Source organism: Acidovorax sp. Root267, assembly GCF_001429215.1.
Taxonomy (GTDB): domain Bacteria; phylum Pseudomonadota; class Gammaproteobacteria; order Burkholderiales; family Burkholderiaceae_C; genus Acidovorax; species Acidovorax radicis.
The window spans coordinates 1-26795 of sequence record NZ_LMJC01000004.1; the positions used below are offsets into that span (position 1 = coordinate 1).

Annotated in this window: 22 protein-coding genes; 16 read left to right on the forward strand and 6 right to left on the reverse strand. The window is 65.3% G+C overall.

What is annotated here, in order from left to right:
• Window positions 1-511: 511 nt before the first annotated feature.
• Window positions 512-2311: a methyl-accepting chemotaxis protein gene (locus tag ASE39_RS05915; protein WP_057270539.1), complete on the forward strand. Its 1800-nt coding sequence runs from the start codon at window positions 512-514 to the stop codon at window positions 2309-2311.
• 153 nt (window positions 2312-2464) lie between these two features.
• Here ASE39_RS05915 and ASE39_RS05920 read toward each other — a convergent pair whose 3' ends face one another.
• Complete coding sequence (locus ASE39_RS05920) at window positions 2465-3949, reverse strand: PLP-dependent aminotransferase family protein (protein ID WP_057270540.1); 1485 nt, start codon at window positions 3947-3949, stop codon at window positions 2465-2467.
• Between the two features lie 166 nt (window positions 3950-4115).
• Between ASE39_RS05920 and ASE39_RS05925 the strand changes: the two genes are divergently transcribed.
• The 12 genes from ASE39_RS05925 to ASE39_RS05980 all read left to right on the forward strand — a co-directional run bounded on the left by ASE39_RS05925 (window position 4116) and on the right by ASE39_RS05980 (window position 21071).
• On the forward strand, window positions 4116-4940 hold the full coding sequence (locus ASE39_RS05925; protein ID WP_057270541.1) for a c-type cytochrome: 825 nt from the start codon (window positions 4116-4118) through the stop codon (window positions 4938-4940).
• Between the two features lie 14 nt (window positions 4941-4954).
• Window positions 4955-6250, forward strand: coding sequence for a cytochrome c (locus ASE39_RS05930; RefSeq protein ID WP_057270542.1), 1296 nt, complete (start codon window positions 4955-4957; stop codon window positions 6248-6250).
• A gap of 75 nt (window positions 6251-6325) precedes the next feature.
• Window positions 6326-6727: a thioredoxin family protein gene (locus ASE39_RS05935; RefSeq protein ID WP_057270543.1), complete on the forward strand. Its 402-nt coding sequence runs from the start codon at window positions 6326-6328 to the stop codon at window positions 6725-6727.
• Window positions 6728-6864: 137 nt separating this feature from the next.
• Window positions 6865-10305: a DEAD/DEAH box helicase gene (locus tag ASE39_RS05940; protein WP_057270644.1), complete on the forward strand. Its 3441-nt coding sequence runs from the start codon at window positions 6865-6867 to the stop codon at window positions 10303-10305.
• Between the two features lie 364 nt (window positions 10306-10669).
• On the forward strand, window positions 10670-11266 hold the full coding sequence (gene rimP, locus ASE39_RS05945) for a ribosome maturation factor RimP (protein ID WP_057270544.1): 597 nt from the start codon (window positions 10670-10672) through the stop codon (window positions 11264-11266).
• A gap of 77 nt (window positions 11267-11343) precedes the next feature.
• On the forward strand, window positions 11344-12828 hold the full coding sequence (nusA, locus tag ASE39_RS05950) for a transcription termination factor NusA (RefSeq protein ID WP_010458033.1): 1485 nt from the start codon (window positions 11344-11346) through the stop codon (window positions 12826-12828).
• A 24-nt stretch (window positions 12829-12852) separates the two neighbouring features.
• Window positions 12853-15726, forward strand: coding sequence for a translation initiation factor IF-2 (infB, locus tag ASE39_RS05955; protein WP_010458036.1), 2874 nt, complete (start codon window positions 12853-12855; stop codon window positions 15724-15726).
• Window positions 15727-15743: 17 nt separating this feature from the next.
• Window positions 15744-16115, forward strand: coding sequence for a 30S ribosome-binding factor RbfA (gene rbfA / locus ASE39_RS05960; RefSeq protein ID WP_010458038.1), 372 nt, complete (start codon window positions 15744-15746; stop codon window positions 16113-16115).
• A 3-nt stretch (window positions 16116-16118) separates the two neighbouring features.
• Window positions 16119-17111, forward strand: a complete 993-nt coding sequence (gene truB, locus ASE39_RS05965) for a tRNA pseudouridine(55) synthase TruB (RefSeq protein WP_010458040.1) — start codon at window positions 16119-16121, stop codon at window positions 17109-17111.
• Window positions 17108-18931, forward strand: coding sequence for a translational GTPase TypA (typA, locus tag ASE39_RS05970; RefSeq protein WP_010458042.1), 1824 nt, complete (start codon window positions 17108-17110; stop codon window positions 18929-18931). Before truB ends, typA begins: the two co-directional genes overlap by 4 nt.
• Window positions 18932-19101: 170 nt before the next feature.
• Entirely contained in the window at window positions 19102-19977 is an 876-nt protein-coding gene (locus tag ASE39_RS05975; protein ID WP_057225008.1) for a DMT family transporter, read from the forward strand.
• Window positions 19974-21071: an enoyl-CoA hydratase/isomerase family protein gene (locus ASE39_RS05980; protein WP_057270545.1), complete on the forward strand. Its 1098-nt coding sequence runs from the start codon at window positions 19974-19976 to the stop codon at window positions 21069-21071. Before ASE39_RS05975 ends, ASE39_RS05980 begins: the two co-directional genes overlap by 4 nt.
• Window positions 21072-21115: 44 nt before the next feature.
• On the opposite strand, the gene ASE39_RS05985 is transcribed toward ASE39_RS05980, so the two are convergent.
• The 4 genes from ASE39_RS05985 to smpB all read right to left on the reverse strand — a co-directional run bounded on the left by ASE39_RS05985 (window position 21116) and on the right by smpB (window position 23602).
• Window positions 21116-22021, reverse strand: a complete 906-nt coding sequence (locus ASE39_RS05985; RefSeq protein ID WP_057270546.1) for an anti-sigma factor — start codon at window positions 22019-22021, stop codon at window positions 21116-21118.
• Between the two features lie 23 nt (window positions 22022-22044).
• Window positions 22045-22593: an RNA polymerase sigma factor gene (locus tag ASE39_RS05990; RefSeq protein WP_057270547.1), complete on the reverse strand. Its 549-nt coding sequence runs from the start codon at window positions 22591-22593 to the stop codon at window positions 22045-22047.
• 22 nt (window positions 22594-22615) lie between these two features.
• Window positions 22616-22990, reverse strand: coding sequence for a hypothetical protein (locus ASE39_RS05995; protein ID WP_057270548.1), 375 nt, complete (start codon window positions 22988-22990; stop codon window positions 22616-22618).
• Between the two features lie 138 nt (window positions 22991-23128).
• Window positions 23129-23602, reverse strand: a complete 474-nt coding sequence (gene smpB / locus ASE39_RS06000; RefSeq protein ID WP_010458059.1) for an SsrA-binding protein SmpB — start codon at window positions 23600-23602, stop codon at window positions 23129-23131.
• A gap of 117 nt (window positions 23603-23719) precedes the next feature.
• Between smpB and ASE39_RS06005 the strand changes: the two genes are divergently transcribed.
• Both ASE39_RS06005 and ASE39_RS06010 read left to right on the forward strand, forming a co-directional pair.
• Window positions 23720-24160, forward strand: coding sequence for a type II toxin-antitoxin system RatA family toxin (locus ASE39_RS06005; RefSeq protein WP_010458060.1), 441 nt, complete (start codon window positions 23720-23722; stop codon window positions 24158-24160).
• Window positions 24153-24515: an RnfH family protein gene (locus tag ASE39_RS06010; protein WP_057270549.1), complete on the forward strand. Its 363-nt coding sequence runs from the start codon at window positions 24153-24155 to the stop codon at window positions 24513-24515. Before ASE39_RS06005 ends, ASE39_RS06010 begins: the two co-directional genes overlap by 8 nt.
• 25 nt (window positions 24516-24540) lie before the next feature.
• On the opposite strand, the gene ASE39_RS06015 is transcribed toward ASE39_RS06010, so the two are convergent.
• Complete coding sequence (locus tag ASE39_RS06015) at window positions 24541-25080, reverse strand: DUF4124 domain-containing protein (RefSeq protein ID WP_057224996.1); 540 nt, start codon at window positions 25078-25080, stop codon at window positions 24541-24543.
• Between the two features lie 108 nt (window positions 25081-25188).
• On the opposite strand from ASE39_RS06015, the gene guaB reads away from it, so the two are divergent.
• On the forward strand, window positions 25189-26664 hold the full coding sequence (guaB, locus tag ASE39_RS06020) for an IMP dehydrogenase (RefSeq protein ID WP_057224993.1): 1476 nt from the start codon (window positions 25189-25191) through the stop codon (window positions 26662-26664).
• The last annotated feature ends 131 nt before the right edge of the window (window positions 26665-26795 follow it).

Sequence of the window (26795 nt, forward strand, 5' to 3'; positions counted from 1 at the left end):
GAGAGCTTCTGAGCTGGGAGAGCTTCTGAGCGGGGCACACTGCCCGAGCCCATGGGGTGTGATTAAAAAAAGCCCCTGGCGATTGTCTATCAAGCGCTCATAGCTATCAAAAAAGGAGCATTCTGGCGCCATTACGTTTGCCACGGCCCGCGTATCGCCGCTGCCGGGGGTCGTCGTTTTTCTTGGGACAAATGTTCGCAAACGTAACGGAAAGCGCTATGCTGAACGCACAGGCCTCCCGCTCTTGTGCGGCTGCGGGTTTGTCTTGGATGCGTTGGTCTTTTGCCGGGAGTTCTTTCATGGTTCACGGCTTTGACTTTGCGGGTGCATGGGCTGTCGGCCCTTGGGACCAGGGTTGCCGGTCATCTGCCTGGCGCACATCCTGCGTGTCGCTTCTCGCCCGCTTGCACCACCACAACCCAGCCCTCTGCCGCCGGCCTGCAGACCGATGGCGCCCTGGCGCGTGGTGGAGTTGCAGTTTCTTCCATGTCCCCACTTCAGGAGCGTTGCCATGAACCAGTTCAAGATATCCACGCGCCTTGCCGGTCTGCTCGCAGCCTTGTGCCTGCTGGTGTTGCTGGTCGGCGTGGCGGGGTTGTTCGGCATGGGGCAGTCGAATACGGGGCTCAAGTCGGTGTACGACGATCGCGTCGTGCCCCTCAAGCAGATCAAGGTGGTGGCAGACATGTATGCCGTCAATGTGGTCGATGCCGCGCACAAGGTGCGTGACGGCGCCATGACTTCAGCGCAAGGGCTGCAGTCGGTGGCTGACGCACGCAAGGCCATCGAGTCGAACTGGAAAGCCTACCTGGCCACACACCTCGTGCCGGAGGAAACCCAGCTGGTCGAGCGCTTCAAGCCCCTGCAGGTCAAGGCCGACGGGGCGGCCGATGCGCTCACCGGCCATTTGCGATCGGGCGATGTGGCCGCGCTCACCGCCTTTGCGGCCAAGGAGATGTACCCCGCCATCGATCCGCTGCAGGATGTGCTGAGCCAGCTCATGCAGGTGCAGCTTGACCGCGCCAAGGCCGAGTACGACCGCGCCGAGACGAGCTTTCAGACGATCCGCGCCATGGTGCTCACGGCGGTGGTGCTGGGCATCCTGCTGGCGGTGTTGATGGGCGGCGCCATGATCCGGCAGATCTCGCGTGCGCTGGGCAACGCGGTGCAGATCACCGATTCGGTGGCGCAGGGCGACCTCACGGTGCCGATCAAGGCGCAGGGCAAGGACGAGATCGCCCAGCTGCTCGGTGGCCTGACGGCCATGCGCGACAACCTCGCGAATGTGGTGTCGGGCGTGCGTGGCAATGCGCAGGGTGTCGCATCGGCCAGCGCCGAGATCGCCTCGGGCAACAACGACCTGTCCATCCGCACCGAGCAGCAGGCCAGCGCGCTGCAGGAGACGGCGGCGTCGATGGAAGAACTGAGCTCCACCGTCAAGCAGAACGCCGACAACGCGCGCCAGGCCAATCAGCTGGCGATGAGCGCATCGACCGTGGCCGGGCAGGGCGGCGATGTGGTGTCCGAGGTGGTCGAGACCATGAAAGGCATCAACGACAGTAGCAAGAAGATCGCCGACATCATCAGCGTCATCGACGGCATCGCCTTCCAGACCAACATCCTGGCGCTGAATGCGGCCGTGGAAGCGGCCCGTGCGGGTGAGCAAGGCCGGGGCTTCGCCGTGGTGGCCGGAGAAGTGCGCAGCCTGGCAGGGCGCAGTGCCGAGGCCGCCAAAGAGATCAAGGCCCTGATCACCGCCAGCGTCGAGCGCGTGGAGCAGGGCTCGGCGCTGGTGGACAAGGCGGGTGTGACGATGACGGAGGTGGTGTCCTCCATCCGCCGCGTGACGGACATCATGGGTGAGATCAGTGCGGCCAGCAGCGAGCAGAGCACGGGTGTGTCGCAGGTGGGCGAGGCCGTGACGCAGATGGACCAGGTCACGCAGCAGAACGCCGCGCTGGTGGAGGAAATGGCCGCTGCCGCCAGCAGCCTGAGCCAGCAGGCCCAGGCGCTGGTGGGGGCTGTGGCTGTGTTCAAGCTGGACGCCGACGCCAACGCCAATACAAGCACCAGCATTTCCCTTGCACCTGCAGCCCGGGCCTCCATGCCTGCACCGGGGATGGCCGCCCATCGCGCCACACCGTCCAAGGCCGGTGGCAGCAGCTTCCGCGGCCCCAAGACGGCGGTCAAACCCCAGACAAAACTGCCCACGCCGAAGGCAGGTGCCGCCCCTGCCGACGGCAAGCCCGGGGCGCACAGCCCGGCACCGGCATTGGCAGGAGGCGATGACGACGAATGGGAGCGTTTCTGAGCCCACGCATGCAAAGCGCGGCAAAAAAATGATCAATACAGGCTGCCAGCGATTGTCTGTCAAGCGCTAGTAGCTATCAAAAAAGAGTGCAGAGGAGTGCACATGGAGGGGGCCTTCTTTGTGTTTTTCTTTCTGCCGCACACCAAGGCGCTCTCAGGGCTCCATCTGTTTTGAAGCTTGTTTTTGCTTTCCGGCAGAGTCGTCGACCGCCAACGCCGTAGCCAGCCTGCCGACGGTGGCCAAGGCTGCTTCAAACCGCTCTTGCGCCGGGTGCCCGTAGTTGATGCGCACGCAGTGGGCAAAGCGCCGGTCGGCCGAAAAGATCTGCCCCGGCGCCAGGCTGATGCCCTGCTGCAGTGCCTGGCGGTGCAGTTGCAGGGCGTCGACCTGCGGCGGCAGCTCCACCCACACAAAGTACCCGCCCTCGGGCTGCGACACCCGCGTGCCCGGCGGGAAGTGCCGGGCCACCGCCGCCAGGGCAATGGACTGCTGCTGCGCCAGGCTGCGGCGCAACTGGCGCAAATGCCGGTCGTAGCCGCCCTGGGCCAGGTATTCGGACAGCGCCTGCTGCGACGGCGTGGCGGCCGACAGGGTGGTCATGAGCTTGAGGCGTTGCACCGCCGTGGCAAAGCGGCCCGCCGCCACCCAGCCCACGCGGTAGCCGGGCGCCAGGCTCTTGCTGAACGAGCTGCAGTGCATCACCAGGCCTTCGGTATCGAACGCCTTGGCCGGGGGCGGACGGTGCGGGGCGAAGTGAAGCTCGCCGTACACGTCGTCTTCGATCAGCGGCACCTGGTGGCGGGCCAGCAGGGTGACCAGCTCGCGCTTTTTGGCTTCGGGCATCAGGCTGCCCAGGGGGTTTTGAAAGCTGGGCATGAGCCAGCAGGCCTTGACCCGCTGGTGCGCTGGCTGGCGCTCCAGCGCCTCGGCCAGGGCGGCCAGGTCGATGCCGTCGCGCGGGTGGGTGGCAATCTCCAGGGCCTGCAGGTTCAGCCGCTCCAGTGCCTGCAGCGCGGCGTAGAAGGTGGGGGATTCGACCACCACGATGTCGCCCGGCTGGGTGACGGCCTCCAGGCACAGGTTCAGGGCCTCCATCGCGCCGTTGGTGATGATGATTTCTTCCACATCCACCGCGCTGCCGTGCAGGCCGTAGCGCAGCGCGATCTGCTGGCGCAGGCGTTCGTCGCCCGGCGGCAGGCTTTGCACGATGTTCCAGGGGTCGAGCTTGCGCATGCCGCTGGCCAGGCAGCGCGCCAGCCGGTCGAGCGGAAACAGCTCCAGCCCCGGAAAGGCCGAGCCCAGCGGCACCAGGTCGCGGTCGCGCGCCAGGCCCAGCACTTCGAACACCAGCTCGCTGATGGCCACGCCGGTGGAGGTGTGCGCGGGCTGCGAGGGCAGGGGCTCTGCGGGGCGGGACCCGGTGGCGGGCAGCCGGGCGCTGACGTAGTAGCCCGAACGGGGCCGGGCGTGGATGAGGCCCTGGGCCTCCAGCAGGTAATACGCCTCGAACACGGTGGACGGGCTGATGCCACGCGTGCGGCTGGCCTCGCGCACGGACGGCACGCGGTCGCCCGGGCGCAGGGCGCCGCTGTGAATGAGCTGGGCGATGGCGTCGGCGTGGCGTTCGTAGCGTTTCATGGGAGGCTGGGGTTGATCCAGGGCAAACTGATCTGTATTTTTAACTGGAAACTGAATCTGTACTGTTTTTGGGGCGGAGCGTAGAGTGCCGTGGTGCGCTGGTGCGGGTGGTGACGAACGCTCCGCCCAGCTGGCGACCCTGTCGATCCCCACTCGAAAAAAATCCATGATTGATTGCCTGCGCAGCCTGCTGCGCCCTGTTTCCCGCCTGGCTGGCGCCACTGCCGCAATGGCGCTGGCGTGGAGCGCTGGCGCCTGGGCCCAGCCCGTGTCCACTCCTGCGACGGCTGCGGCGGCCCCGTCCGCCACGGTGTCCGCGTCGTCGATGTCCTCGCGCGTGTTGGCCTGCACGGCCTGCCACGGCAAGGAAGGCCGCGCCACGCCCGACGGCTACTTTCCGCGCATCGCGGGCAAGCCGGCGGGCTACCTGGCCAACCAGTTGCTCAACTTTCGCGACGGGCGGCGCAGCTACCCGCAGATGACCTACCTCATCGAGCACCTGACGGACGACTACCTGCGTGAAATGGCCGAGCACTTTGCCGCGCAGGATGTGCCGTACCCGCCGCCGCCCGCTCCCCAGGCGCCTGCCGCCGCGCTGGAGCAGGGGCGCCGGCTGGTGCACCAGGGCGACGCTGCGCGCCGCATCCCTGCCTGCGTGTCGTGCCACGGCAGTGCCATGACGGGCGTGGCGCCGTCCATCCCGGGCCTGCTGGGCCTGCCGCGCGACTACCTCAACAGCCAGCTGGGCGCCTGGAAGACCGGCCAGCGCCGAGCCCATGCGCCCGACTGCATGGCCGACATCGCCCGGCAGTTGACGCCTGACGATGTGAGTGCCGTGTCGGCCTGGCTGGCGGCCCAGCCGGTGGCCGGGGGCGGCAAGCCTGCGCGCACCCTGCCGGCCGCCATGCCCGCCCGTTGTGGCGGCGTGGCCGAGGTGCCCGTGGCTTCAGCGGCTGAGGCAACGGCTGCTCCGGCGGCTTCTTCACGTTGAGAAAGGATGCACCCATGAAACGCATCCTCTGGACCTTGTCTTCCACCCTGGCGGCCTTGGGGCTCGTGGCCGCCGCGCTGGTCACCCTGAACCTGCGCGGCGAAGAGCCGCTGCCTGCCGCCGAGACGCTGCAGAGCACGCCCGCGCTGGTGGCGCGCGGCGAGTACCTAGCCCGCGTCGGCAACTGCATGGCCTGCCACACCACGCAGGGCGGCGCGCCTTTTGCAGGCGGGCGCGGCATCGAGACGCCTTTTGGCGTGGTGCACAGCTCCAACCTCACGCCCGACCCGGCGCAGGGCATCGGCAGCTGGACGTCGGCCGAGTTCTGGCGCGCCATGCACCATGGCCGCAGCAAGGATGGGCGCCTGCTGTACCCGGCCTTTCCGTACCCCAACTACACCCAGGTGACGCGTGCGGATTCGGACGCCATTTTTGCGTACCTGCGCAGCGTGCCCCCCGCCAGTGAGCCGAACCGCGAACACGCGCTGCGTTTTCCGTACAGCACGCAGGCGGCGCTGGGCGTGTGGCGTGCGCTGTTCTTTGCCCCGGGCGCGGCCAGCACCGCGGCCGACGCCGCGCCCTCGACGACGGCGGAATACGACCGCGGCGCCTACCTGGTCAACGGCCTGGGCCACTGCACGGCCTGCCACACGCCGCGCAACGCGCTGGGCGCCACGGCTGACGCCAAGGCCTTCAACGGCGGGCTGATCCCGGTGCAGAACTGGTATGCCCCCGCGCTCAACGCGGCGGCCGAGGCGGGCGTGAAGGAATGGGCCACCGACGACGTGGTGGCCTTGCTGAAAACCGGCGTGGCCCCGCACGGGTCGGTGCTGGGCCCCATGGCCGAGGTGGTGTTCCGCAGCACGCAGTACCTGACCGATGCCGACGCACGCGCCATGGCCGTGTACCTGCAAGCGCTGCCGCAGCAGGCCGCCCGCGCCAACCCGGCGCCCTACACAGCGCCACCCACCGCCGCCATGGCGCGGGGCGGCAAGGTGTACGAGCAGCAGTGCGCGCAATGCCACGGCGATGTAGGGCAGGGCCAGGCGGGCGCCTTCCCGGCGCTGGCGGGCAACCGCGCCGTGCTGCTGGCCGACCCGACCAACGTGGTGCGGGTGGTGCTGCAGGGCGGCTACCTGCCCGCCACGGCCGGCAACCCGCGCCCGCACGGCATGCCGCCGTTTCAGCAAACGCTGGGTGACGAGGACGTGGCGGCGGTGGGCACCTTTGTGCGCAACAGCTGGGGCAACCGGGCGCCCGGTGTGGGTACCATCGAGGTTTATCGCGCCCGCGAACGGCGCGGCATGTAGAGGCGCGGTGGTGCGGTGGCAGGGTCTGCCGGCAGCGCCCGCCGCGCCGCCCCACCCCCAGAGGAGCCCCCGTCGATGCAAAGCCCGGCCTCGTTGCCAGAACCCACACCGCAGAGCCCGGCCGCCGCCACCCCGCGCGGCTGGTGGGCCGTGTGCCTGTGCGCTGCCTGGTGCGGCACCTGCGGCGTGTACCGCCCCCTGTTCGACGAACTGGCCCGTGCGCACCCGGACGTGCGCTTCGAATGGGTGGACATCGAGGACGACGCGGAGATCGCCGGGGACCTGGATGTGGAAACCTTCCCCACGCTGCTGATCGCCGACGGCGAGCGGGCGCTGTTCCTCGGGCCGCTGCTGCCGCAGGCGCCGGTGCTGGGGCGGCTGCTGGCCAGCCTGCAGGCGGCAACACCGGGTGCTGCAGGTGCGGGGGGTGAGGCGCAAGAAGTCTTCGAGCGCGTGCGCGCTGCGCGCAGCAGATAGGCGCCCCCGGCGACCTTCTGATTTTACGGAATGCTCCTGTTTTTATAGCTGCTAGCGCTTTATGGAAAAGCGTTAGAGCCGTTTTTTGCTTGGATTTTGTGCCTACACCCCGTCCCCCCTGGTTCCAGATCGGCTCATTGCAGGCCCAGTGCGACAAAGGCACCTGGTCGCGCGGGGCAGAGCTGCACCGCCAGGGGGCCGTGCTGCGCATCGCCGTCAAGCCGGATGGTATCGATAGGTGGGCGCTGGAAGGCGAGGTGCTGGGCAGCCAGCCGGTGCCGTATGCCGTGCGGGTCCAGCTCACCATGTCCGACGCCGGCGTGGTCCAGTCGTGGTGGGGCGAATGCAGCTGCCCGGTGGGGGCCGACTGCAAGCACGCGGTGGCGCTGGCGCTCAAATCCGTGCACCTGGGGGGCGAGCCTCCGGCCACGGCCACGCAGGCTACCCAGACTGCAGACGCGCTGAAAGCCCTGCAGCAGCGCAAGGAAGCGCTGGCGCGCACCGAGGCCGAGGCGCGGCTGGTGCACTGGCTGCGCGAATGGGACCGGGCTGCCGGCGCGTCGGCCACCGCACCGTCCGATCCGCAGGCGGACCGGCCCGAGCAATACTTGTATCTGGTCTCCACCGTGGGGCTGCCCCGCGCCACGCTGCAGCAAATGCAGCTCGAAGCCGTGGTGTCCTACCCCAAGGTGACGGGCGGCTGGGCCAAGCCCAAGCCGGTGCGCACGCAGCCCGCGCCAGGGCAGGCGGTGTACGACCGCGCGAGCGACGCCGACCGCCAGGTGCTGCAGCTGCTGCGCGCCATGCCGCGCGGGCTGGGCTACTACTCGGCCTACAGCGCCGGGCCGGTGGCGGTGCTGGAGGGCTCGGTGGGCGTGCTGGCGCTGCAGCAGGCGGCCAGCACCGGCCGCCTGTTTGCGGATGCGGGCGGCTCCATGGTGGGCGCACCCCTGGCCTGGGGGCCACCGCTGGCTATCACCTGGGCGTGGCACGAGTCGCGGGCCCCGGCAGCGGCCGGTGGCGACACCACCTGGGCGCTGCGCCCCGGCCTGCCCGGCACGACGGCCACGCTGTGCAGCAACACGCCGCCTTTGTACGTGGACTCTGCCAACGGCCTGTGCGGCACGGTCGATACCCAGGGCCTGAGCGCGGCGCAACTGGCCATGCTGCTCAAGGCGCCGGCGCTGAGCACCGCGGCGCTGCAAAAACACCAGGCCGAACTGGCCACCCGCCTGGGTGGCGTGCTGCCGCTGCCGCCGGTGGGAGCGCCCCTAGCCCGAGTGCAGGGCGTGAAGCCGTTGGCGCGGCTGCATTTGGGGCCCACGCCGCCTGCAGATATGCCCGACATGGGCCTCATCACCGCGCAATTGCAGTTCGACTACCAGGGCCACGTGGGCTGGTGGGAGGGGCAGGACCTGGCCGTGATGGTCCCGGGGGCCGACGGCGTCCAGGTGCTGCTGCAGCGCGATGCACAGGCCGAGCTGTCGGCCATCGAACGCCTGCTCCATCTGGGCCTGCTGGGCACCGACGACGGCCTGTTCGGCATTCCCGGCGAGCAGCCGCAAACCGCCTGGATGCACTGGGCCGACAACGGCTTTGCGGTGCTGCGTGATGCGGGCTTTGCCGTCACGGTGGATGCGGCGCTGCACGGCTGGATCACCCATGCCGACACGCTGGCCGTGGCGCTGCAGCCAGACGGTGCGGGCGAAGGAGACGGTGGGTTAGGCGAGGGCGAAGGCGACGAGGCCACCTCCCCCTGGTTCGCGCTGTCGCTGGGCATGGAGGTCGACGGCGTGCGCCACAACATCCTGCCCTGGCTGCCCGACCTGATCGCCGCCGCGGCCGACCAGCCGCTGGATGCCGCCACCGGCCTGCCGCAGCTGCCGCCCTATGTCTACCTGCCATCGCTGCAGGGCCCAGGCTTCGTGCGCCTGCCGACCGACACCCTGCGCCCGTGGATGGCAGCGCTGCTGGACCTGGTGGGCGACCGGGTGCACGATTTCACCGCCGACAGCCTGAAGCTGTCGCGCCTGGACGCCCTGCGCACCAGCGCCGCGCTGGGCCAGGGGGTGGATTGGCAGGGCGCCCACGCACTGCGCGCGGTGGTAGCCCAGCTGCAGGGCGCCAGTGCCTTGCCCGAGGTGCCGCTGCCCGCCGGGGTGCGCGCCACCCTGCGGCCGTACCAGCAGCAGGGCCTGAACTGGCTGCAGTTCTTGCGCGCCCACGGCCTGGCCGGGGTGCTGGCCGACGACATGGGCCTGGGCAAGACGCTGCAGACCCTGGCCCACATCCAGGTCGAAAAAGACGCCGGGCGCCTGACCGACCCCGCGCTCGTCATTGCGCCCGTGAGCCTGATGGGCAACTGGCAGCGCGAGGCCGCGCGCTTTTGCCCCGGCCTGCGCTGCCTGGTGCTGCATGGCGCGGGTCGCCATGCGGTGGCCGACGCGGTGGCCGAGCACGACCTCGTGATCGCCCCGTATTCGCTGCTGCAGCGCGACCGCGACCGGTGGCTGGCGCAGCCGTGGCACCTGGTGGTGCTGGACGAGGCGCAGAACATCAAGAACGCCAGCACCCAGGCGGCGCAGGTGGTGGGCGAGCTGAATGCGCACCACCGCCTGTGCCTGTCGGGCACGCCCATGGAAAACCACCTGGGCGAGATCTGGAGCCTGTTCCACTTTTTGATGCCGGGGTTTCTGGGCAGCCAGCAGCGCTTCAAGCAGGTGTTTCGCACGCCCATCGAAAAGCAGGGCGACGGCGCGCGCATGGCGCAGTTGCGCGCGCGCATCACCCCGTTCATGCTGCGGCGGACCAAGGCGCTGGTGGCCGGCGAGCTGCCGCCCAAGGTCGAGACCGTGATGCCCGTGGAGCTGGCCGGCGCGCAGGCCGACCTGTACGAGACCATCCGCCTGGGCATGGAGAAAACCGTGCGCGAGGCCCTGCACACCAAGGGGCTGGCCAAGTCGCAGATCACCGTGCTGGATGCCCTGCTCAAGCTGCGCCAGGTGTGCTGCCACCCGCAGCTGCTGCCGCTCGAGGCCGCCCGGGCGGTCAACGCATCGGCCAAGCTGGAGCAGCTGATGGTGATGCTGCCCGAGATGCTGGCCGAAGGGCGGCGGGTGCTGCTGTTCTCGCAGTTCACCAGCATGCTCACGCTGATCGAGGCCGAGCTGAAAAAGCGGGGCCTGCCCTGGGTCAAGCTCACCGGGCAGAGCCAGAAGCGCGATGCGGTCATCGATCAGTTCACCAGCGGGCAGGTGCCGCTGTTTCTCATCAGCCTGAAAGCGGGCGGGGTGGGGCTGAACCTGCCGCAGGCCGACACCGTGATCCACTTCGACCCCTGGTGGAACCCCGCAGCCGAAGCCCAGGCCACCGACCGCGCCCACCGCATCGGCCAGACGCAGAGCGTGTGGGTGATCAAGCTCGTGGCGCAGGGCACCATCGAAGAGCGCATCCTGGCGCTGCAGGACAGGAAGGCGCAGCTGGCCGGCAGCCTGTACGGCGGCGCCGCCGCGCGCACGGAGCCGCTGTTCACCGAGAGCGATCTGGCCGAGCTGCTGGCGCCGCTATCACTGTCATAGCTGCTCGCGCCGATTGGATAAGCGCCGGGTGCCGTTTTGGCACTGCACCGCCCGGCGGGCCGCATGAACACAGGCATGGGCACGTTGACAACAGTTTTCCCTGTGCGCGCCTTTGCAAATCAACACTTTGCACGCTACAATACGACTCTCACGACCAAACGGGCGGGTACCAACCGCCCGTTTTTTTTGGTCGAACGCTTTTGGAGCTCGAAGCTGTCGGAGAGGGTCTCCGGGGGTTATCGGGTTTTTTGTTTTGGATTTGCGCAAAAAAATGGGTGCACGTGCAGTGTGCCGATGGGTGGGCAACGTGCCTGATCCCGGTTTGCGTAAGTTGTGTTGTTTTTTCCGGGATTGAACTGAACACGTGGCATTGCAGCAAGTCGTTGAACAAATTGTGACGGGCCTGGGGTATGACCTGGTGGAGATTGAACGCTCCGCCGGTGGTTTGCTGCGCATCACCATCGACTTGCCCTGGGTTCAGCCGGCCGCCGGTGCGCCGGCACCCGTGCTGGACCAGTTTGTCACGGTGGAAGACTGCGAGAAGGTCACGCGCCAGCTGCAGTTTGCGCTGGAGGTGGACGGTGCCGAGTACAAGCGCCTCGAAGTCTCGTCTCCCGGCATCGACCGTCCTTTGCGCCACGAACAGGACTTCGTGCGTTTTGAGGGCTCGATCATCGACGTCACCCTGAGGGCGCCCATTGGTGTGGCAGCAGCTGCAGGGCAGGTGAATGCCACCCGCAAGAAATTTCGCGGCACGCTGGAGCGGGCCGAGGCTGGAGGTTGGCAGATCGTCTGGAGTGACGAGCCGCCGGTCAAGCCAGGTCAAAGAGTCAGCAAGAAACGCGTGCCCGCCCCTTTGCAGGCGCTGGGCTTTACCTTGGATGAGGTTCGGGATGTGCGCCTGGCGCCCATCGTGGATTTCAAGGGGCGTGGAGGCAAGGCCGGGTCAGCACCCGCCTGAGTCGCTGAATGAATTGGGGCGGAGGGTCGCTGCGTGCAGCCCCTGCCTTCGGGTGATTGAAACAGGAGAGTCGTCGCATGAATCGCGAATTGTTGATGTTGGTTGAGGCCATTTCGCGCGAGAAGAACGTGGAGCGTGATGTGGTCTTGGGCGCCGTGGAGTCGGCCCTGGCCCAGGCTACCAAGAAGCTGTACCAGGGCGAGGTGGACATTCGCGTGTCCGTGGATCGCGACAGTGGCAACTATGAGACTTTCCGCCGCTGGCTGGTCGTGCCCGATGATGCGGGCCTGCAAAATCCTGAAGCGGAAGAACTGCTGATGGATGCGAAGGATCGCATTGCAGACATCGAAGTCGGTGAGTACATCGAAGAAGGCGTCGAGTCGGTGCCCATCGGCCGCATCGGCGCCATGGCCGCCAAGCAGGTCATCCTGCAGAAGATCCGCGACGCCGAGCGCGAGATGCTTCTCAACGACTTCATGTCGCGCGGCGAACGCATCTTCACCGGCACCGTCAAGCGCATGGACAAGGGCGACATCATTGTCGAGTCCGGCCGCGTGGAAGGCCGCCTGCGCCGTGGCGAGATGATCCCCAAGGAAAACCTGCGCAGTGGCGACCGTGTGCGCGCCATGATCATGGAAGTGGACCTGACGCTGCGCGGCGCGCCCATCATCCTGTCGCGATCGGCCCCCGAGTTCATGATCGAGCTCTTCCGCCAGGAAGTGCCCGAGATTGAGCAAGGCCTGCTGGAGATCAAGTCCTGCGCCCGCGACTCCGGCTCGCGCGCCAAGATCGCCGTGCTCTCTCACGACAAGCGCGTGGACCCCATTGGCACCTGCGTCGGCGTGCGCGGCACCCGTGTGAATGCGGTGACCAACGAGCTCGCCGGCGAACGCGTGGACATCGTGTTGTGGTCCGAAGACCCCGCCCAGTTCGTGATTGGTGCACTGGCTCCGGCCAACGTGTCCTCCATCGTGGTGGATGAAGAAAAGCACGCCATGGACGTGGTGGTGGATGAGGAGAACCTCGCCATCGCCATCGGCCGCGGCGGCCAGAACGTTCGCCTCGCTTCCGACCTGACCGGCTGGAAGATCAACATCATGGACGCCGCTGAAAGCGCGCAGAAGCAGGCCAACGAGACCGACACCGCCCGCAAGCTGTTCATGGAAAAACTCGATGTGGACGAGGAAATCGCCGACATCCTGATCTCCGAAGGCTTCAACAGCCTCGAAGAAGTGGCCTATGTGCCGCTGCAGGAAATGCTGGAGATCGAAAGCTTCGACGAAGACACTGTCAACGAGTTGCGCGCCCGAGCCAAGGACGCGCTGCTCACGATGGAAATCGCCCGTGAGGAAAGCGTGGAAGAGGTCTCCCAGGACCTGCGCGACCTCGAAGGCCTCACCCCGGAGCTGATTGCAAAATTGGCCGAAGGCGGTGTGCACACACGTGACGACCTGGCCGATCTGGCCATTGATGAACTGACCGACCTGACCGGACAGTCTGAAGAAGATGCCAAGGCCTTGATCATGAAGGCGCGCGAACATTGGTTCGCGGGGCAAGAGTAAAGGTCAGGGAGGCACGAACCACATATGTCCAGTAATACTGTCGCCGAGTTTGCAACCGAACTCAAAAAATCATCTGAAACCCTGCTCGACCAGCTCAAGGCTGCGGGCGTGGGCAAGGCTGCCCCTTCCGATGCGTTGACCGAATCGGACAAGCAAAAGCTGCTTGCCTACCTGCAGGCCAGCCATGGCACGGCCTCGGCCGATCGCAAGAAGATCACGCTGGTGAAGAAGTCCACCAGCGAGATCAAGCAGGCCGATGCCACCGGCAAGGCTCGCACGATCCAGGTGGAAGTGCGCAAGAAGCGCACGTTCATTCAGCGCGACGAAGGCGCCGAGGGCTCTGCGGAGTCCCATGCGTCCGCCGCCGTGGAAGAGGCTGCTGTTTCCAGCGAAGACCTGGAACTGTCTCGCCGCGAGGAGGAGGCCCGCCGCCAGGCTGAGCTGATCCGCCGCCAGGAAACAGAGCTGGCCGAAAAGCGCGCTGAACGCGAAGCCCGCGAAAAGCGCGAGCGCGAAGCCGAAGAGCGCGCCGCCGCTTATGCCGCCCAGGAAGCCGAAAAGAAGGCGCAAGCCTCTGCCGTGAAGCAGGAGGCTACCCGCGAGCAAGCAGCTGAAACGGCTGCGCGTACTGCCGCCCAGACCGAAGCCCGCGAGAAGGCCGCTGCTGAATCCAAGGCGCGCGCCGACGAGGAAACAGCGCGTGCCGCCGATCTCGACGCCCGTCGCCGCAAGGCCGAGGCGGAAGCTGCCGCAATCCGTTCCATGATGGCCACGCCCAAGAAGGCGGTCATGGTGGCCAAGAAGCCTGAGGAACCCAAGCCGGTGGCCAAGCCCGCTGCGGTGGGTGACGCCAAGAAGGGTACCTTGCACAAGCCTGCTGTAGGCACCGGTGTGGCGCGTGCAGGCGCTCCGGCCACGGCTGGCGCAGGTGCGGGTGCACCGGGTGCGGGCAAGGAAGTGAAGTCGGCCAAGCTGTCCTCCAGCTGGGCAGGCGATACTGCCAAGAAGAAGGAAATCAAGACCCGTGGCGACAGCAGCGGCGGTGTTGGGCGCAACAACTGGCGTGGTGGCCCCCGTGGCCGCCGTGGCGACAACCGCGATCATCGCGACGACCACCAGCAGGCTGCTCCGGTGGAGGCGCGCATCATCGAAGTGCACGTTCCAGAAACCATCACGGTGGCGGAACTGGCGCACAAGATGTCGATCAAGGCCAACGAAGTCATCAAGGCCCTGATGAAGATGGGCCAGATGGTCACCATCAACCAGCCGCTGGACCAGGACACCGCCATGATCATGGTGGAAGAAATGGGTCACAAGGCTGTGGTGGCGGCGCTGGACGATCCAGAAGCCTTCACCGACGAAGATTCGGGCCAGAAGGATGTCGAGCTGTTGCCACGCGCACCCGTGGTCACCGTCATGGGCCACGTGGACCATGGCAAGACCTCGCTGCTCGACTACATCCGCCGTGCCAAGGTGGCTGCGGGCGAAGCCGGTGGCATTACGCAGCACATTGGCGCCTACCACGTGGAAACGCCACGCGGCATGGTGTCGTTCCTCGATACCCCGGGTCACGAGGCCTTCACGGCCATGCGTGCCCGCGGCGCGCAGGCCACCGACATCGTGATTCTGGTCGTGGCAGCGGACGACGGCGTCATGCCCCAGACGAAGGAAGCCATCAAGCACGCCAAGGCGGCGGGTGTTCCTATCGTGGTGGCCATCACCAAGGCTGACAAGCCCGACGCCAACTTTGAACGCGTCAAGCAAGAGCTGGTTGTGGAGCAGGTGGTGCCGGAAGAATACGGTGGCGATTCGCCTTTTGTGCCTGTGTCTTCCAAGACCGGCATGGGCATCGACACGCTGCTGGAACAAGTGCTGCTGCAGGCCGAAGTGCTGGAACTCAAGGCTCCGGTCGATTCGCTGGCCAAGGGCCTCGTGATCGAAGCCCAGCTCGACAAGGGCCGCGGCCCTGTGGCAACTGTGCTTGTGCAGGCCGGTACCCTCAAGGTGGGCGATATCGTGCTGGCCGGCCAGACCTATGGCCGCGTGCGCGCCATGCTGGACGAAAACGGCAAGGTTGCCAAGACGGCAGGCCCGTCGATCCCGGTGGAAATCCAGGGTCTGACGGAAGTGCCCCAGGCAGGCGACGAATTCATGGTGCTCACGGACGAACGCCGTGCCCGTGAAATCGCTACCTATCGTGCAGGCAAGTTCCGCAACACCAAGCTGGCCAAGCAGCAGGCTGCGAAGCTCGAGAACATGTTCGCCGACATGACGGCAGGCGAAGTGAAGACACTGCCCATCATCGTCAAGGCCGACGTGCAGGGTTCGCAGGAAGCGCTGGCCCAGTCGCTGCTCAAGCTCTCGACCGACGAGGTCAAGGTGCAACTGGTGTACGCCGCCGTCGGCGCCATCAGCGAGTCCGACATCAACCTGGCGATCGCCTCCAAGGCCATCGTGATCGGCTTCAACGTGCGGGCAGATGCCGGTGCGCGCAAGCTGGCCGAGGGCAATGGCGTCGATCTGCACTACTACAGCATCATTTACGACGCTGTGGACGAGTTGCGGGTGGCAATGTCCGGCATGCTGGCCCCCGAGCAGCGCGAAGAGATCATCGGTACGGCCGAGATCCGCACGGTGTTCGTGGCCACCAAGATCGGCACGATTGCTGGTTCGTACATCACCTCGGGCATGGTCCATCGCAACGCACGCTTCCGCTTGTTGCGCGACAACGTGGTGGTCTACACCGGCGAAGTCGATTCGATCAAGCGCCTCAAGGACGATGTCAAGGATGTCAAGGAAGGCTTTGAGTGCGGTATCAAGCTCAAGAACTACAACGACATCAAGGAAGGCGATCACCTCGAATTCTTTGACATCAAGGAAATCGCCCGGACGCTGTAAAGCAACGGTACGACGACATGGCTGCAAAGAAGTCCTCCACCCCCAACCGCGCCTTCAAGGTGGCCGATCAGATCCAGCGCGATCTGACGGAGCTGATCGCGCGCGAGTTGAAAGACCCGCGCGTGGGCATGGTGACGCTGCAGGGTGTGGAGGTGACTCCCGACTACGCCCATGCCAAGGTGTTCTTCAGCCTGTTGACGGGTGACCCTGTGGAAACGCAGGCGGCGCTCAATCAGGCTGCAGGTTTCTTGCGCAATGGGTTGTTCAAGCGCCTGCACATCCATACGGTGCCCACGCTGCACTTTGTGTTTGACCGCACTTCCGAGCGTGCGGCCGACATGAACGCCTTGATTGCCAAGGCTGTTTCGTCGCGCGCCAAAGAGGAGTAGTCCATGCACGCGCCTCGCACCAGGGTGCAGCGGCGCCCTGTGCATGGGGTGTTGCTGCTCGACAAACCGCTCGGCCTTTCGAGCAATGACGCCTTGCAGAAGGCGAAATGGCTGCTGCGCGCCGAAAAGGCGGGCCATACAGGCACGCTTGATCCACTGGCGACCGGCGTGTTGCCGTTGTGTTTCGGCGCAGCCACCAAATTCAGCCAGTTGCAGCTCGATGCCGCCAAGACCTACGAGGCCGTTGCTTTGCTGGGCACCACCACCACCACCGGCGACGCCGAAGGCGATGTGGTGCAGCGCTGCGATGTGGACCCCGCACAGCTGACCCCTGAGCGTCTGGAGGCCGTGCAAAAGCAGTTCACCGGCCCCATCCGCCAGGTGCCGCCCATGCACAGCGCGCTCAAGAAAGATGGCAAGGCGCTGTACGAATACGCCCGGGCCGGTGTCACGGTGGAGCGTGAGGCGCGTGATGTCGTCATTCATGCATTAAAACTGACCCTGGCGCAAGCAGATGAAGCGCAGGTAGCTATTAAAATGATAGTGACCTGCAGCAAGGGCACCTACATTCGCACTTTGGGTGAAGACATTGGGGCTGCGCTGGGTTGCGGGGCACATCTGACCTTCCTGCGCCGCATCGATACCGGCGGTATCGGTGTGGAGCGCTGCGTCACGCTGGCCCAGCTTGAAGCCATGCCCGAGGCTGAGCGCCTTGCCTGCCTGGAAGCCCCCGAATCGTTGCTGGCACAACACGTGCGTGTCACGCTGGACAGCGACAATGCGGCGCGGTTCCTGTCGGGCGTGCGTCGCCGTGGGTCTTGGCCCGATGCAAGTGCAGTGGCCGTTTTTGGCGACACCCCTCCGGCCTTGCTGGGGGTAGGTCACATCGCTGGCGGGGAGCTGGTGCCCGACAGGCTCCTGAGTCCGCTGGAAATTCAACAAATTTTGGAAGGCACGCCGCACCTACAAGCCAGCGGCACATTGGAAAAACTATGACTAAACAAATCCGCAACATCGCCATCATTGCCCACGTTGACCATGGCAAAACCACCATGGTCGACCAGCTGCTGCGCCAGTCCGGCACCTTCGCCGACCACGAAAAAGTGGTTGATACGGTGATGGACAACAACGCGATCGAAAAAGAACGCGGCATCACGATTTTGGCCAAGAACTGTGCCGTGAGCTGGAAGGGCACGCACATCAACATCGTCGATACCCCTGGTCACGCGGACTTCGGCGGTGAAGTAGAGCGTGCGCTGTCCATGGTCGACAGCGTGGTGCTGCTGATCGACGCGCAAGAAGGCCCCATGCCCCAGACGCGTTTCGTGACCAAGAAGGCCCTGGCCCTGGGCCTGCGCCCGATTCTGGTCGTGAACAAAGTGGACAAGCCTGGTGCCAACCCCGACAAGGTTGTGAACGCAGCCTTCGACCTGTTCGACAAGCTGGGTGCTACCGACGAACAACTCGACTTCCCCGTGGTGTACGCCTCGGGCATCAACGGCTGGTCTTCGCTCGAAGAAGGCGCACCGGGCGAGCAGTGGGGTCCCGACATGTCGGCCCTGTTTGACACCATCCTCAGCCACGTTCCTCCGAACACGGGTGACCCAGCCGCTCCGCTGCAACTGCAAATCTCGGCGCTGGACTTCTCCACCTTCGTCGGTCGCATCGGTGTAGGCCGCATCAGCCAAGGCACCATCAAGCCCGGCCAAGACGTGCTGGTGATGGAAGGCCCCGATGGCAAGAGCATCAAGGGCCGCGTGAACCAGGTGCTGACCTTCCAGGGTCTGGACCGCATGCAGACGCCCCTGGCCGGCCCTGGCGACATCGTGCTGATCAACGGCATCGAAGACATCGGCATCGGCGTGACCGTGACCGATCCCGCCAACCCTTCGCCGCTGCCCATGCTGAAGGTGGACGAGCCCACGCTGACCATGAACTTCTGCGTGAACACCTCGCCACTGGCTGGGCGTGAAGGCAAGTTCGTGACCAGCCGCCAGATCTGGGACCGCCTGCAAAAGGAACTGCAGCACAACGTGGCCCTGCGCGTGTCCGAGACCGACGAAGAAGGTATCTTCGAAGTCATGGGTCGCGGCGAACTGCACCTGACCATCTTGCTGGAAAACATGCGCCGTGAAGGCTATGAGCTGGCTGTGTCCAAGCCCCGCGTCGTGTTCAAGAACGTGAATGGCGAAAAGCACGAGCCTATCGAATTGGTGACGGTCGACATCGAAGAAGGCCACCAAGGCGGCGTCATGCAAGCCCTGGGCGAGCGCAAGGGCGAGCTGGTGAACATGGAGCCGGACGGCCGTGGCCGTGTGCGCCTGGAGTACCGCATTCCCGCACGGGGCCTGATCGGCTTCACCAACGAATTTCTGAACCTGACGCGCGGCTCGGGCCTGATCAGCAACATCTTCGACAGCTACGAGCCGCACAAGGGCGACATCGGCGGCCGCAAGAACGGCGTGCTGATCTCCATGGACGACGGTGAAATCTTCACCTACGCCCTGGGCAAGCTGGACGACCGTGGCCGCATGTTCGTGAAGGCGAACGACCCGGTGTACGAAGGCATGATTGTGGGCATCCACAGCCGTGACAACGACCTGATCGTGAACGCGACGCGTACCAAGCAGCTGACCAACTTCCGTGTGAGCGGCAAGGAAGACGCGATCAAGATCACGCCTCCGATTGATGCCACCCTGGAATACGCAGTGGAATTCATCGAGGACGACGAGCTGGTCGAAATCACGCCCAAGTCCATCCGGATCCGCAAGCGGTTCCTGACGGAAAACGAGCGCAAGCGCGCAGGCCGCTCCTGAGCTGCTTTACTGGTTGGGGCCGCTTCTTGTGGTGGCTTAAACCGGTAGCATCGTTGCGCGTCGAGGAGCTGCGCTCCCGATGCGCGACCCGAAGGGCCACTGCCATGCTGTGGCCCTTTTTGCCGTCTTGAATCCCTTGTTCCCCCAGATTCCATGAACTGCAGGTTCCCATGCTGAAGCTCACGCATTCCCGCGCGGTGGCCTTGATGGTGGCGGTGACCCTGATGTGGTCCATCGCCGGTGTGGTCACGCGCCACCTCGAACACGCGCGCAGCTTCGAGGTGACCTTCTGGCGCAGCTTCTTCACACTGCTGGCGTTGCTCATCATCTTGCCGACCTTGCAGGGCCGGGCCGTGTTTTCCTCCATGCGCCACAGCGGCCGCGCGCTGTGGGTCTCGGGCGTCTGCTGGAGCGTGATGTTCACCGCTTTCATGGTGGCGATCCTGCTCATGCCGGTGGCCAATGTGCTGGTCACCATGGCAGCGGGACCGCTGCTCACGGCGCTGTTTGCGCGTGTTTTCATCGGCCACCACATCACACCGCGCACCTGGGCTGCGATTGCGGTGGCGGGTCTGGGCATTGCGTGGATGTATGGTTCACAGATGGCGGGCCTGCCGCTGGCGGGGACCTTGGTGGCATTGTGTGTGCCGGTGGCAGCAGCCATCAACTGGACCGTGGTGCAGCATTCGCAGCGGCATGGCCATGCGGTGGATCTCGTGCCGGCCGTGCTGGTGGGCGCGGTGATTTCGGTGGTGGCCACACTGCCACTGGCCCTGCCATTCCAAGCGTCATTGCATGACCTTGGATTGCTCGCTCTGCTGGGCGTGGTGCAATTGGCGATCCCTTGCGTGCTGGCGGTGCGCTGCGGGCGTGTGCTCAAGGCGCCCGAGATGGCGCTGCTGGGCCTGTTGGAGGTGATCTTTGGCATCTTGCTGGCATGGCTGGGTGCGGGCGAAGAGCCCAGCGTAGCGGTGCTGACTGGGGGCGCGCTGGTGATCGGTGCGCTGGTTTTCAATGAACTTTTAGGCTGGAAGGAACAAAAATGACGGAGACGACAGTGGCGGCGGAAGTCGTGAGTGAAGTGCGTGGCCAGATAGGCTTCATCACCCTGAACCGCCCACGTGCGCTCAACGCCTTGTCGCTGGGCATGGTGCGCGATCTGATGGGTATTCTGCTGGCCTGGCAGAACGATGCGCGTGTGCTCGCGGTGGCGATCCGTGGCAGCAACAAGGAGGGTCCGTTCGGTGCTTTCTGCGCCGGTGGGGACATTCGATTTCTGCACCAGGCGGGCAGCCAGGGCAATCCGCTGCTGGAAGACTTCTTCACCGAGGAATACGCGCTCAACCACCTGATTCACAACTACGGCAAGCCCTATATCGCGTTCATGGACGGCATCGTGATGGGCGGCGGCATGGGCATCAGCCAGGGTGCAGCGCTGCGGGTGGTGACCGAGCGCACCAAGATGGCGATGCCCGAGACGGCCATCGGCCTGTTCCCCGACGTGGGGGGCGGCTACTTCTTGAGCCGCTGCCCGGGCCGCGTGGGCGAGTGGCTGGCGTTGACGGGTGACACCATTGGCGCGGGTGATGCCATCGAAAACCTGTTGGCGGATGGTTGTCTGCCTTTGGACCAACAGGCGGCCGTGTGGGAGGCACTGGGAGTCCAGAGCTTTGCAGATGGTAAGGCGGCTCGGGATTTTGTTGCTTCTAAATTTATAGCTAGTGACGCTCGCCATTCAAGCGCCAGGGCCCAAATTGACCAATATTTTTCGCTCCCAACCGTGGGTGCGATTGTCGCTGCGCTGGAAACTGCTGACACCGACTGGGCGCGTGCCACGGCCGCCACGCTGCGCAAGCGCTCGCCGCTGATGCTGCACGTGGTGCTGGAGCAAATCCGCCGAGCGCGCGACATGGGTCTGGCGGAAGACTTGCGCATGGAGCGCGACATGGTGCGCCACTGCTTCTTCCTGCGCCCGGGCGAGAGCGAAACGCTGGAGGGCATCCGCGCCCTGGCCGTGGACAAGGACCATGCACCGAAGTGGAACCCTGGACGTATTGAAGATGTGGCGCCGGAGATGGTGGCGCCGTTCTTCGCCAGCCCCTGGCCCACACACGCCCACCCGCTGGCCCATTTGTCCTGACCTTAGGCGGCCGGCCATGGTCGGGCCGGGCCGCAAGCGGCGCGTCAGGGGTTCAGCTGCTGGTACGCCGCTGTGGCGAGGCTCAACAACTCGGGGCGTGACAACTGTCCGCTCAGCGCGTAGCCAAAGCCGGCATCCGTCCAGTAAAAGCCCGGCACCGGGCCTTCGTGTGTGAACTGGAACGCGGTGGTGGGTGCTGCCGTCGGTGCTTCCACGCGCGCTTTGGTGCCGCCCTGATTGTCATTGGCAGGGCGGGGCGAGGTGGGAGTTAGAGCGCCCAGGTACAGCGTGATTCGTTGGCCTGCGCTGTTTTGGTACATGAACTGTGCGCGCACTCCGGTATCGCCGGGCAACAACCGGCCTCCCACCAGTTCATAGCCCTGGGCGCCCAGCACAGGGACTTTCAGCTGTCGGTCCAGCCGTTTGGACAGCCATTGCACCAGGTGGTCTTGCTGGGCAGCCGTGACCTCTACCGGGTGACGCACTTCGGGTTGGTACACCGCGTGGGCCACCGAGGCCTGCTGTGCGAACCGCTGTGCCGGTTCGGCTGCCACCAGCGTGGCACCTTGGCCAGTAGCCAGTGTTTTACCGGGTAACCCTGCGGGCCACTGGCTGCGTCCCGTCCAGCCCAGCACAAAGGCCAGCAGGACAGAGGCTGCCATGCCACCCCAGCGCCACCACTGCGCCTGTTGCTCCCGGCGGTCTGTGGCGCGCAATGCTGCGGCCAGCAAGGCGTCGGGAACGGGGGCTTGGAGAAGGTCTTGGTGCAGGTCGTGCAGCCGCTGCCGCTGCGCCTGCCAGTGGGCCAGTGTGGCCTGTGCCTCCTCATCGTCCCGCAGTTGCTCGCGCAGCGCCTGTTCCTGGGCGGGCGGCAACTGGCCGTCCACAAGGGCATGCCAGGCGCTGCTCTCATCAGCGCGTGCTGGGGGGGCTGGGTGTTTCGGGTCCATGGTGGAGGATCGGGTCAGGGTGGCTATTTGAGGCGGCGCATCGCAGGCGGCGTGCCTGCTGCTGCGGCTGGGCCCGCCGGGGCGGCCGGTGCCGAGCCTGGTGTGGGCTCCCGGTCCATCAGCACCCGCAGGCGCATGCGGGCTCGCGACAGGCGTGACATGACGGTACCCACCGGAATGTTCAGGATGCGTGCGGTATCTTCGTAGCTCATGTCCTCCATCGCCACTAGCAGCAGCACGGCCCGCTGGTCGGCGGGCAGGCGCTGCAGGCAGCGCTCCAGGTCCCGGGCGTCATCTGAGGGCGCGCGGGCGACTTGCAGCTGGTCTTGAACCTCATCGATGGCCAGAGGGGGCAGCGCGGGCAACGCGCGGCGTTGGTTGAGATACAGGTTGTGCATCAGGGTGAACAACCATGCGCGAAGGTCGCTGCCGTTGCGCCACAGCAGCCACTTGCTGCAGGCCCGCTCCAGCGTGTCCTGGACCAGGTCGTCGGCAGCCCAGCTGTCGCCCGTGAGCACCCGCGCATAGCGGCGCAGGGCAGGCAGCTGTTCGACAACCTGGGTGCGGTCCATGCGGTGTGACCCTGCAGAGGCCTCAGGGGCGAGCCGTGCGCCAGACTTGGTTCACACCTTCGCCGGTCTTGTCTCCGGGCTTGGTGTCTTTGACCCAGTAGTACAGCGGCTTGCCCTTGTAGGCCAGTTGGGTCTTGCCATCATCGCGGGTGACGATGGTGTAGTCACCGCCGGGCGCCGTGCTGGCCGCGAGGGGAGGCCAGTTGGTGGCGCAGGCGCCGTTGCAGACCGATTTGCCACTGCCGGTTGTGTCGCGGTCGAAGGTGTAAAGCGTCATGCCTCCCGCGCCGACGAGTACGCCGTCCACGGTCTTCACGGGGAATTCGGACATGGACGCGCAACCCGCCATGCCAGCGATGGCGATGAGTGCGGCAGCCATTGATACCAATTTCTTCATGGGTTTCTCCTGAGAGGGTGCAGGCGGGCGCGAATGCTGCCTTGCACAGGGGTAAACACATGGGTGCAGCGGTTTATTCCACGGCACCAGAAAAAATTCCTCCAAAACAGGCGCTACGTGGCCTCGTAGGGCAGGGGGCTAGCGATTCCTGCTTTTCATGGCACGTTCGACCTCGCGCTTGCCTTCGCGGTCCTTGATGGTGTCGCGCTTGTCGTGCTCGGCCTTGCCTTTGGCCAGGGCGATCTCGCATTTCACGAAGCCGTTTTTCCAGTGCAGGTTCAGGGGCACCAGGGTATAGCCCTTTTGCTCCACCTTGACGATCAGATGTTTGATGTCGTCCTTCTTGAGCAGCAGTTTTTTGGTGCGCGCCGATTCGGGATTGACGTGGGTGGAGGCGGTCTTGAGCGCATGGATCAGGCAGCCGAGCAGATACAGCTCACCGTCGCGGATCAGCACATAGCCATCGGTCAATTGCACCTTGCCCTCGCGCAGCGCCTTGACCTCCCAGCCATGCAGCACCATGCCCGCCTCGTGGCGCTCCTCGAAGAAATAGTTGAAGGCCGCCTTTTTGTTGTCGGCAATGCGGGACGTGGGATCGGGTTTTTTGGCCATGAAGATGTAGATGCGGCACAAACCGGGAGTTAAAAGGCCTCCCTACAATGGGTGGGTGTCGCTGGCAGCGATTCTAATTTCCCCCGCTTGCGCACATTGATGCCGGGCACAGTCTGCATGAAAACCGTTCACAAGTCCGTCCTCATCTGGTACAGCCCCGAAGAAATGTTTGCCCTGGTCACCGGGGTGGAGCACTACCCCCAATTTCTGCCATGGTGCGATCACGCGGGCGTATTGGAGCAAACCAAGGATGGCATGACTGCCGAGGTGGGCATCGCGTTCAGCGGGATTCGCCAGACCTTTGTGACGCGCAACACCCACGAGGCTGGGCGGCGCGTACAGATGCACCTCATCAAAGGGCCGTTTTCGCAGCTTGACGGCGATTGGCACTTCCATCCCGTGGGCGATGGCAGCCAGCGCGCCTGCAAGGTCGAGCTGAGCCTGAACTACGGCTTTGACAACGCGGCGCTGGCCGCGCTGGTGGGCCCTGTGTTCGACCGCATCGCGGGCAGCATGGTCGATGCATTTGTGAAGCGGGCGGAGCAGGTGTATGGCTGAGCTGGTGCTCAGGCCTACCGTGCAGGTCACGGTAGTGGTCTGTCTCGCCCCCCGCAGAACGCAGGAATGGGTGCTGGAGTTGCCCCAAGGCGCTACCGTGGGCGATGCACTGCGGGCCTGCGGGGCGGATGTCGCGCTGGTGCCGCAAGTCAGTGCAGAAGATGTGCCGACCTTGGGAATCTGGGGCCGTGCTGCGTCACTGGATGCGCCTGTCAAGCACCTGGACCGCGTGGAGGTTTATCGCTCGCTGAAAGTGGACCCCAAGGTGGCCCGCCGTGAGCGTTTTGCGCGCCAGGGTGCCCGCACTACTGGTTTGTTTTCCCGTCAGCGGCCGGGGGGGAAATCGGGCTACTGACACCGCCCTTGGTGACGGCTGTGCGTCAGCGTTTGCAGTCGGCAGCGATGATGCCTTCGATGCGCTTGGATTCTGCCGCGCGGGCGGATTCGTCGAGGAAGATGCGTTCGCCTTGTGCGTTGGACTGAGTGACTGGCTTGCCCGAGTCAAACGTTGCCTTGGCCTGACGCGCACGTGTGCAGTTGTCCGCCTTGGCCTTGGCCAGCTTTTCTTCCTCCGTCTTTTTCTTGGCTGCTTCCGCGGCTTCTGCCTGTGCTTTTTTCTCTTCCAGGGCCTTGTCCTTGCCGCTGCCCGGCGCGCTGGCGGCGGGCTTTGGTGCGGAGGCTGCTGCGGTGGCGGTGGCCGCAGGCACGCCATCCGCTGGCGTGGCTGCCGCTGGGGCGGGTGCTGAACGTGGGACGCCACCACCCGGTTGCTTCAGGATATTTTTTTCAGGGGTTTCCTGTGGTGGCGGGCGGTCACTGAAGACCTTGCGGCCGTCCTTGTCGATCCACTGCCATTGCGCTGCTGCGCCCATGGTCCAGGTGCAGGCCACGGCCAGCAGGAGAAGCTTGTGCATTTTCATGCGGACAAGTTTATCCATGTGATTCCCCCCCCGCCAGTGCGTTGCGGACGGGTGGGCGTGTTTTCGCCACACGCGGCGCGGGTACAATCCGTTTTTTGGAGCTTTCTCATGCGCCTTCTTGGAAAAGCGCTCACCTTCGACGATGTGTTGCTGGTGCCAGCGTACTCCCAGGTCCTGCCCAAGGACACGTCCCTTGCGACGAAACTCTCCCGTAACATCCAGCTGAATCTGCCTCTTGTGTCCGCCGCCATGGACACCGTGACCGAGGCGCGCCTGGCCATTGCCATTGCCCAGGAGGGCGGCATCGGCATCGTGCACAAGAACCTCACGGCGCAAGAACAGGCTGCCCACGTGGCCAAAGTCAAGCGCTACGAATCGGGCGTGCTGCGTGATCCGGTGGTCATCACCCCCGAACACACCGTGCTGCAGGTGCTGCAGCTGTCCGAACAGCTCGGTATCTCGGGCTTCCCGGTGTGCGATGGCGGCAAGGTTGTGGGTATCGTCACCGGCCGCGACTTGCGTTTTGAGACGCGTTACGACGTCAAGGTCCACCAGATCATGACCCCGCGCGAAAAACTCATCACGGTCAATGAGAAGGAGGGCACCACGCCCGCCGAAGCCAAGGCGCTGCTCAACAAGCACAAGCTCGAACGCATCCTGGTCGTGAACGACGCCTTTGAGCTCAAGGGTCTGATCACGGTGAAGGACATCACCAAACAAACAAGCTTCCCCAATGCGGCGCGTGATGCCGCTGGCCGTCTGCGCGTGGGTGCTGCGGTGGGTGTGGGCGAGGGCACTGAAGAGCGCGTGGAAGCGCTGGTCAAGGCGGGTGTCGATGTCATTGTGGTGGACACCGCCCATGGCCACAGCAAGGGCGTGATCGACCGCGTGCGCTGGGTCAAGCAGAACTATCCGCAGATCGATGTAATCGGCGGCAACATCGCCACCGGCGCGGCCGCGCTGGCGCTGGTCGAAGCTGGTGCGGACGCCGTCAAGGTCGGTATCGGCCCGGGCTCCATCTGCACCACCCGCATCGTGGCCGGCGTGGGCGTGCCCCAGATCATGGCCATCGACAACGTAGCCACCGCACTCAAGGGCACGGGCGTGCCACTGATTGCCGATGGTGGCGTTCGCTACAGCGGCGACATCGCCAAGGCCCTGGCCGCTGGCGCTGGCACGGTGATGATGGGCGGCATGTTTGCGGGCACTGAAGAGGCGCCCGGCGAGGTCATCCTGTTCCAGGGGCGCAGCTACAAGAGCTACCGCGGCATGGGCTCCATTGGCGCCATGCAGCAGGGCAGTGCCGACCGTTACTTCCAGGAATCGAGCACCGGCAACCCCAATGCCGACAAGCTCGTGCCTGAAGGCATTGAAGGCCGCGTGCCCTACAAGGGTTCCATGGTTTCCATCGTCTACCAGATGGCCGGTGGCGTGCGTGCCTCCATGGGCTACTGTGGCTGCGCCACCATCGAAGAGATGAACAACAAGGCCGAGTTCGTCGAGATCACCACCGCCGGCATCCGCGAAAGTCACGTGCACGACGTGCAGATCACCAAGGAAGCGCCGAACTACCGCGCTGATTAAGGGACAACCCCCTGAGTCGCTTCGCGCCTTCCCCCTTCTCTCGAATAGCTTCGCCATTCGGGAAGGGGGACGCAGCCAGTGCGGCGGGGCGGCCCTTGCACGGCTGCCCTGGCCTGGATCGCGGGCGTTCG

Bases quoted from the DNA above. Each gene is read 5' to 3' on its own strand.
- ASE39_RS05915 (WP_057270539.1), top strand. From the start codon at position 512: ATGAACCAGTTCAAGATATCCACGCGCCTTGCCGGTCTGCTCGCAGCC.
- ASE39_RS05920 (WP_057270540.1), bottom strand. From the start codon at position 3,949: ATGAAACGCTACGAACGCCACGCCGACGCCATCGCCCAGCTCATTCAC.
- ASE39_RS05925 (WP_057270541.1), top strand. From the start codon at position 4,116: ATGATTGATTGCCTGCGCAGCCTGCTGCGCCCTGTTTCCCGCCTGGCT.
- ASE39_RS05930 (WP_057270542.1), top strand. From the start codon at position 4,955: ATGAAACGCATCCTCTGGACCTTGTCTTCCACCCTGGCGGCCTTGGGG.
- ASE39_RS05935 (WP_057270543.1), top strand. From the start codon at position 6,326: ATGCAAAGCCCGGCCTCGTTGCCAGAACCCACACCGCAGAGCCCGGCC.
- nusA (WP_010458033.1), top strand. From the start codon at position 11,344: ATGAATCGCGAATTGTTGATGTTGGTTGAGGCCATTTCGCGCGAGAAG.
- infB (WP_010458036.1), top strand. From the start codon at position 12,853: ATGTCCAGTAATACTGTCGCCGAGTTTGCAACCGAACTCAAAAAATCA.
- rbfA (WP_010458038.1), top strand. From the start codon at position 15,744: ATGGCTGCAAAGAAGTCCTCCACCCCCAACCGCGCCTTCAAGGTGGCC.
- truB (WP_010458040.1), top strand. From the start codon at position 16,119: ATGCACGCGCCTCGCACCAGGGTGCAGCGGCGCCCTGTGCATGGGGTG.
- typA (WP_010458042.1), top strand. From the start codon at position 17,108: ATGACTAAACAAATCCGCAACATCGCCATCATTGCCCACGTTGACCAT.
- ASE39_RS05975 (WP_057225008.1), top strand. From the start codon at position 19,102: ATGCTGAAGCTCACGCATTCCCGCGCGGTGGCCTTGATGGTGGCGGTG.
- ASE39_RS05980 (WP_057270545.1), top strand. From the start codon at position 19,974: ATGACGGAGACGACAGTGGCGGCGGAAGTCGTGAGTGAAGTGCGTGGC.
- ASE39_RS05985 (WP_057270546.1), bottom strand. From the start codon at position 22,021: ATGGACCCGAAACACCCAGCCCCCCCAGCACGCGCTGATGAGAGCAGC.
- ASE39_RS05990 (WP_057270547.1), bottom strand. From the start codon at position 22,593: ATGGACCGCACCCAGGTTGTCGAACAGCTGCCTGCCCTGCGCCGCTAT.
- ASE39_RS05995 (WP_057270548.1), bottom strand. From the start codon at position 22,990: ATGAAGAAATTGGTATCAATGGCTGCCGCACTCATCGCCATCGCTGGC.
- smpB (WP_010458059.1), bottom strand. From the start codon at position 23,602: ATGGCCAAAAAACCCGATCCCACGTCCCGCATTGCCGACAACAAAAAG.
- ASE39_RS06005 (WP_010458060.1), top strand. From the start codon at position 23,720: ATGAAAACCGTTCACAAGTCCGTCCTCATCTGGTACAGCCCCGAAGAA.
- ASE39_RS06010 (WP_057270549.1), top strand. From the start codon at position 24,153: ATGGCTGAGCTGGTGCTCAGGCCTACCGTGCAGGTCACGGTAGTGGTC.
- ASE39_RS06015 (WP_057224996.1), bottom strand. From the start codon at position 25,080: ATGAAAATGCACAAGCTTCTCCTGCTGGCCGTGGCCTGCACCTGGACC.
- guaB (WP_057224993.1), top strand. From the start codon at position 25,189: ATGCGCCTTCTTGGAAAAGCGCTCACCTTCGACGATGTGTTGCTGGTG.